Below are 6,231 nucleotides of genomic sequence, written 5' to 3'. Positions count from 1 at the left end.
ACATGCGTCTTTGACGGCTTGTTTCGTTGTCTGGGCAGATATATCGTTCAGCCACGCATATTCTTCTGTCTGCTTCAGCTTCGTCAATTCTTTTCGCAGCTCCCCACCAGGAATAAACTTGCCGCCATTCCGATAGTTTTCTTCCTGACGAGCCAGCGTCCAATTGTATACCCACCTAGCCGCCCCGGCCGAACGCCATAACGCTTGTTCCTGATCAGGAGTCGGTTTGATTCTGACTTTTTTCGCAAGAATCATCTTCCATCAACTCCTTGAGCATCTTTCTCGCTTTGTTCGCTCGTTCCCTTGCAATTGACAACTAAATACGGTGACGCTGTATCCACTGGCGCTAACATGATGGGGTTTTAGCTTTCCTTTTTTAAAATATAAGAAAGTATAAGTTTTCATCTATACCTGTTCTTATATTTCATCGGTAAACGCGCCCGTCCTAAGGACGGCGATAGCCGTTTATCCTTGTCCCATATCCTCAAGGTTTGCTGCGTAACGCCAATCATCTTCGAAAAGTCGCCAATTCCGTACAGCTTTATTACATCACCTCTATAGCATTAAAACATTAGAGCATTTGTTATAGAGTTAAGATTAATAGACATTGATTAGCTGTTGTTATCCCTCCGCGGCAACGTCAAAATCCGCTGTCCTAGTCTACTCTTCCTCAGTCTATTCCAGCGTCCGGGGAGTGTCAAATCGTTCTTAGAACATTATACTATCCGGAACAAACGTTCTCAACCCGATGACTCCTTCTGACATGCTTTTTCCCAAAAATAGTACTATTTTTTCTTTTTCAGTCCTAATTAGAAGTCGGTAACTAACCCAATCAAGTCATTTTGAAAATAGTCAAACGTAACCTTGCCCTTGACTCCCACTTGATCGTTTAAAACAAGCAATTCCATTGATAGCGCAAACTTGTCCGCCCCTTAATTTCTCGTCTGCATGATTAAAAAGAAAAAAACCGGGTAAATCACCCGGATTCATCATCACTTCATTCCTTGTTCCCTTCTGCCGGCTCCGCCGGAGTATCATCCGTATTCTCCCCGCTGGCTGCTTCCGCCGCTGAAGCCCGGGCTTGCTCGACATTATCCATTAACGCTTTCAAATCCGCCTCATTAATAGAATAAGCCCATTCATCGCCTTCTCTGACAACCAGGAATTGATCATCCTTTACCTGGCCGACGAAGCGGATTGTCTTCTCTTCCTCGCCCTTTCCTTCCTTAAGCTCCACCCTCAGCTCAGGTGTTTCCAGTTGGAGACTGCCTGCCTGCAAGGGTAATTGAGACGTAGCAATCAAGGTGAGTTTGTCCAACACCGCACTTCCGGCATTAGCCTCTAATTCCTGCCCATTCAGGCTCCATTTCGATTCATAGGCGGTCTTGTCCGGCTCCAGCTTATCCAACTGCCAGCTTTCCCCTTTCCAAGTGAACGAAAGATGATTGATTTTATTGTACTCGGCTTTAAAAACCTTCTTATCCAAAAAGTCCAGCGTTTGCTTATCCAAGCCCTGCACCGAAGTTCCGGCCAGCGAATAGACGGCGTTAGAGTCTCCCAATTTGGCGTAATATCCATCTCCTACCGGAAGCTCGCTGCCTACCACAACAGTGATAACCGATCCGTCCTTGAGCGATACTTCGAATTGACGAGCGGGGGATTCAAAGCCAAACGGCTTTAGATCCTCCGCATTCTCTTCAACCATTTCGTTATAGGGGAGCAATGTAAATGTTGAAAGCCAATTTTCCACCGTAAACCGGTTAACCGGATATCCCATCGGCTCACTCATGGTCCAGCCGCCATCACTTTTAACAAGCCGGACCGTCTCGCCTTCCGGAGAGCTGATCTTGATCTCTTTCACGTCATCTGCCGCTATGGAAACCAGTTCTTTCGTTTTATTGTCCTCCGGCTCTTTAAACCAGTTTTGAGAGGACGCATACCAGAACCCGGATATACATAGGATAACCAGCACCAGCGTCGGAATAAACTTCTTCATCCCCGTCTCCTCCTCCACCAGATCAATCCGCCGCTTACCAGGAACAGAAGCGGAATAACAACTACCGTCCCTATGAAAATCGTGTTGGCCTGAGAAGCCGTAATGAATGCCTGCTGAAGCTGTGCTTCTTCACGGGGCCGGATCGTAACGGAGCTCTCCTGCTCGTTCAACCAACCGACGCTGTTCAGGATGAAGTCCCGGTTCCCCTGCTGGTTCAGCAATGAATCGGACAAGAAGACCCCGTTTCCAATAATAACCGCCCGCGGCTGGCCTTCACTATTTTCGATAGCATAAGCCAAATCGATGGGGCCGTTCAAGTCAGCATCCGTTTTGTTCAGGTCTTCCATCCGAATCTGGCCTGACGCGAATAGCCCCAAATCTGTTTTGCCATAAGCTTTATCCGATGTTTTCAGCAGAGCCGTCGAGCTCCACTTTTCGTTAGAAGCATCGATGCTTAACCCTATGGCGCCCGGGAAGACGGCAATCCGGTTTTCATTTTTCAGCTTATCGACAATCGTATGATACTGGTATTGAGGGACAATTGTGAACGGATCACTTATTAGAGTCTGTTTTGATTCTATGATCAAAGCATGCTCGTTGGTGACCCCATAGGTCCCCAGAAGATCGTTCCAGTTGGCCCATTGCTCCATGTTTTGCGCAAGGTCCAAAGTGATCAGGAGCCGACCTTCTCCTTCCGCATAAGGCTTAAGCAGATTTTTCTCCGCCTCGGACAGATCGGATTGCGGCGAGAGAACAAAGATGGAATCCGCATCTTCAGGAATTTGCGCCTCCTGCACCAGATTCAAATCTTGAATCTCGTAGCCTTCCCCTTGCAGGCTGGAAACAAACGATGGAAGCTGCTTGCTCGTCATTTCTCCGTGCCCCGTCAAGAAGTAAAGCTTCCTTTTCTCATCGGAAGACAGACTGACCAGAGCCTGGGTGAATTTCTCCTCCCCACTGAACGCGTAAGAGCCTTGCGTCGATCCGTAGCCGAACAGCTCATGACTGTATACATTCTTCGTCTGGCCACCGCTTTCGAATACAATTGTACCATATTGGTTAATCTTGTATTGCTGTGCGATCGCCGGCTGCTTCACGGGATCAATGATTTCATAAGTAAATTGGCTGCTTCTCTTCTGATATTCCTGCAGCAGATCCTCCACCTGCCGGTCCATATAAGGGTCCTGGGAAGTAAAAGCTACCGCATGAACCGGTTTATCCAGCCCTTTAAGCGTCGTGACCGTCTGATCCGATAACGTAAACTTTTTATTTTCCGTCAAATCCCATTGCAATCCATTAATCGAGTGAAGGAAGATCGTGAGCAAGATGAACAGGCCGACTACGGCCAGAGACAGAACAGTCGCATTGGTCCCTTTAATCCAGTTGTTTTTCACGGTTCTTCCCCCTTATCTCCAGCGCTTTCTTTCCAACGCTTGTACGCTCAATACTATGAATACGGCAGCCAAGGTCACGTAAAACAGCACATCCGCCCAGTCCAAAACCCCTTTATTAAAATTGGACAGCCGGCCGACGATGGAGAATAGGCCGAACCATTCCTTGGAGGAATAGAACAAGCTTTCTCCGATCCAATCGATCATCCATAGACCGAGGAGCATCGCGAACCCGATAATCCCCGCCACCATTTGATGAGAGGACAAGGTGGAAGCGAACAGTCCGACAGCCATCATAGCTGCCCCCAACAGGAACAGGCTTAAATAGGTTAGCCATAGTACCGGCTGATCCAGGTCTCCAAAGGCAGACAGAATAAGAGGATAGATCAGCGCACCGACCACGAGAACCAGCTGCACGGTCAAAGCGGCCGCATATTTGCCCAGTACAATTTCCCATACGGAGGCCGGAGAAGTAAGGAGAAGCTCATCCGTCCCCTGCCGCAGCTCATCGGAAACCAGTCTCATGGTCAAGAGCGGAACAGTGAACAAGTAGACAATGAGAAGGCTGCCTAACAAAGGCCTTACGTCCACAATCGGAAAACTAAGGAAATCCAGACTGAACATCAGACCGCTGACCAGAAAATAAAACGCAAACGCTACATAAGCGGTAGGTGAATAAAAATACATTTGCAGCTCCTTACGGCAAATGGCACTAATTTTTCTCATTGTCATTCACCTCCGACTCCGATTCCGGCGCATCCTCTGTCCGGCCGATCTGATCGCCGGCATTCTCGCCCGAACCGTCTTCCTCGGTCGTAAGCTTGACGAAAATATCTTCCAGACTCAAGCTTTCTCTGCGCATCTCTACAATGGGATAGCCCAGAGCGGCCATCCGGAAGAAGAGCCCTTCCCGAATATCCTCGCGATCTCTGGAGGAAACCAGGAGTTGAACCGCGGCCTCCTGTTCTTCCCCGGCAGCCTTATCGTTGATGACTTGCACCGTTTCCACTTCTTCCATCCGTTCCAATTCTTCTCTAACGCGATCAAGCGGCCCTCTTATCTCCAGCTTTACTTGGAAGGCTTGTCCCATCGAGTGAGCGATCTGGTCGGGCCGATCATCAAGCACGACCTTGCCTTGATTGATAATCAGCACCCGGTTGCAGATCGCATTCACTTCCGGCAGAATGTGGGTGCTCAGCAGCACCGTATGGTTCTCCCCCAATTCACGGATTAATTCGCGAATCTCAATAATTTGATTGGGATCCAGACCCGAAGTCGGTTCATCCAAAATAAGCAGGTCCGGCTTATGCAAAATGGCTTGCGCCAATCCGACACGCTGCTTGTAGCCCTTGGACAGGCTGCGAATGATTTGCTTCTCTCTGCCCTGCAGTCCCAGTTTGTCTACCACCTCGCCGATCCGGGCCTTCTGCTCCTGACGGGGGATTTCCCGCAGATCGGCTACAAATTTCAAGTAAGCAGCCACGGACATTTCCGGGTAAAGGGGGGGTGTCTCCGGCAAATATCCGATTTTACGTCTAACCTTCCTGGGATGGTCCGCCATGGATTGCCCGTCGATTCGGATGCTTCCTGAAGTCGGATTCAAGTAACCGGTGATCATCCTCATCGTGGTCGTTTTGCCTGCTCCGTTAGGCCCCAGGAATCCGACGATTTCTCCCCGGTTCATCGTAAAATCTATTTCATGGACACCTCTGCGATTTTCATATATCTTGCTAACCCGATTTACTTCGAGCACCAGTAACCCTCCCCTGTCATTTGAACTTCCTTCGAGCAAATACAAACCGAATATAAAAGGAGAACAATAAACAAACCTTAATTTCTCCTAAATCTAAGCTTAAAAAGATGTGTCAATTTTGTGTCAAAGCTCATAAATATTTTTTCGCAACTTTTACGGAGCACGGAAGGAACTGATCGACTCTTGGCGAACTAATGAGTTAGAGGTGACCGCAATGTACAGTTTTAAATCGCTGACTACAGACATGGAATTGTTTGCAGCAGCTCTGCTTCAACGCAAAGTATCCGTGTGGACTAAAACAGCGGATGACATATATGCTTTATTGGATGAGGGGGGGATTATTGAGAAGATCACTCCGGACTGCGTCGTCATTCGCTTTGCCGACGCCCGAAACAGCAAGGAATATTATTTGAGGGAAGAATGCGATTTCCGCATTGAATGATAGGGTCAGGGTATTGGACCTGATATAAGAATGACAGCGAATCGAAAGAGACGCGCTCCGCTTGGAAATATTGAGACCGAGAATACGGATAGATATAGACACGAGCTATATGGAAATGGAGTCGATCAAGCGATGATAACTTACAGTAAGTGGATGATTCGCGTGGCGGTGGTTTTTTCCGTTATGGGAGCCTTACTCGGATCGGACATGGCCGGGCGTAAGGACTATTCTTTTATTCCGGTGCATTCGCATATTCTTGTGGTAGGATGGCTGTCGTTATTTGCATATGGAATTTTCTATTATGTTTTTCCCGAGCCGCAGAAGCTCAAGCTGGCTAAGGTCCAGGCCATACTTTCCATGCTCGGCGCCATGCTGCTGCCCCTGGGCATGCTGCTGTACAACAAAGCCTACAACGGCTTCACAACCGGATTATTCATCGGCGGAGGGACGGTTCTTCTGATCGGAATGCTGTTATTCGCTTTTCTCGTCTTTTTCGATAAACAATTATTTACGAAGAAAAACTAGACTTGTCCGGCTATCGGTCATTATAAACACGCTGCTGCCTGAACAGTTAGCGTGTTTTTGTATTCTCATGGCCCTGATATTACACGTGGCCGCTCGAAATCTTCCCGTCAAGCTTCTCAGATCA

Annotated in this window: 8 protein-coding genes and 1 pseudogene; 2 read left to right on the top strand and 7 right to left on the bottom strand. The window is 48.2% G+C overall.

The window, feature by feature from the left end:
- From ACFQ03_RS15350 to ACFQ03_RS15325, 7 genes and pseudogenes are all read right to left on the bottom strand, one after another.
- The coding region (locus ACFQ03_RS15350; protein ID WP_379289225.1) for a helix-turn-helix domain-containing protein at window positions 1-255 on the bottom strand (255 nt) is incomplete at its 3' end.
- Window positions 215-330, bottom strand: a pseudogene (locus tag ACFQ03_RS25900) (IS607 family transposase); the annotation flags it as partial. The pseudogene ACFQ03_RS25900 and the gene ACFQ03_RS15350, both read right to left, overlap by 41 nt.
- Window positions 331-401: 71 nt before the next feature.
- Window positions 402-530, bottom strand: coding sequence for a MerR family transcriptional regulator (locus ACFQ03_RS15345; RefSeq protein ID WP_379289230.1), 129 nt, complete (start codon window positions 528-530; stop codon window positions 402-404).
- Window positions 531-997: 467 nt separating this feature from the next.
- Entirely contained in the window at window positions 998-1,996 is a 999-nt protein-coding gene (locus ACFQ03_RS15340; RefSeq protein ID WP_379289223.1) for a DUF4340 domain-containing protein, read from the bottom strand.
- Entirely contained in the window at window positions 1,993-3,390 is a 1,398-nt protein-coding gene (locus tag ACFQ03_RS15335) for a GldG family protein (protein WP_379289221.1), read from the bottom strand. The genes ACFQ03_RS15340 and ACFQ03_RS15335 overlap by 4 nt, the downstream gene beginning before the upstream one ends.
- A 12-nt stretch (window positions 3,391-3,402) precedes the next feature.
- Window positions 3,403-4,113 (bottom strand): ABC transporter permease, encoded by a 711-nt coding sequence (locus ACFQ03_RS15330; RefSeq protein WP_186328524.1) that lies wholly within the window; start codon window positions 4,111-4,113, stop codon window positions 3,403-3,405.
- Entirely contained in the window at window positions 4,100-5,140 is a 1,041-nt protein-coding gene (locus ACFQ03_RS15325) for an ABC transporter ATP-binding protein (RefSeq protein WP_144941766.1), read from the bottom strand. Before ACFQ03_RS15325 ends, ACFQ03_RS15330 begins: the two co-directional genes overlap by 14 nt.
- Window positions 5,141-5,354: 214 nt before the next feature.
- Between ACFQ03_RS15325 and ACFQ03_RS15320 the strand changes: the two genes are divergently transcribed.
- Together ACFQ03_RS15320 and ACFQ03_RS15315 are read left to right on the top strand one after the other, a co-directional pair.
- Complete coding sequence (locus ACFQ03_RS15320; protein ID WP_144934195.1) at window positions 5,355-5,582, top strand: hypothetical protein; 228 nt, start codon at window positions 5,355-5,357, stop codon at window positions 5,580-5,582.
- Window positions 5,583-5,714: 132 nt separating this feature from the next.
- Entirely contained in the window at window positions 5,715-6,107 is a 393-nt protein-coding gene (locus tag ACFQ03_RS15315; protein WP_144934197.1) for a hypothetical protein, read from the top strand.
- The last annotated feature ends 124 nt before the right edge of the window (window positions 6,108-6,231 follow it).

Origin of the sequence: Paenibacillus residui (assembly GCF_042677205.1) — a bacterium.
GTDB classification, from domain to species: Bacteria; Bacillota; Bacilli; order Paenibacillales; family NBRC-103111; genus Paenibacillus_L; species Paenibacillus_L residui.
This window is presented reverse-complemented; position numbering and strand designations above follow the sequence as displayed.

Bases quoted from the DNA above. Each gene is read 5' to 3' on its own strand.
- ACFQ03_RS15320 (WP_144934195.1), top strand. From the start codon at position 5,355: ATGTACAGTTTTAAATCGCTGACTACAGACATGGAATTGTTTGCAGCA.
- ACFQ03_RS15330 (WP_186328524.1), bottom strand. From the start codon at position 4,113: ATGAGAAAAATTAGTGCCATTTGCCGTAAGGAGCTGCAAATGTATTTT.
- ACFQ03_RS15315 (WP_144934197.1), top strand. From the start codon at position 5,715: ATGATAACTTACAGTAAGTGGATGATTCGCGTGGCGGTGGTTTTTTCC.
- ACFQ03_RS15340 (WP_379289223.1), bottom strand. From the start codon at position 1,996: ATGAAGAAGTTTATTCCGACGCTGGTGCTGGTTATCCTATGTATATCC.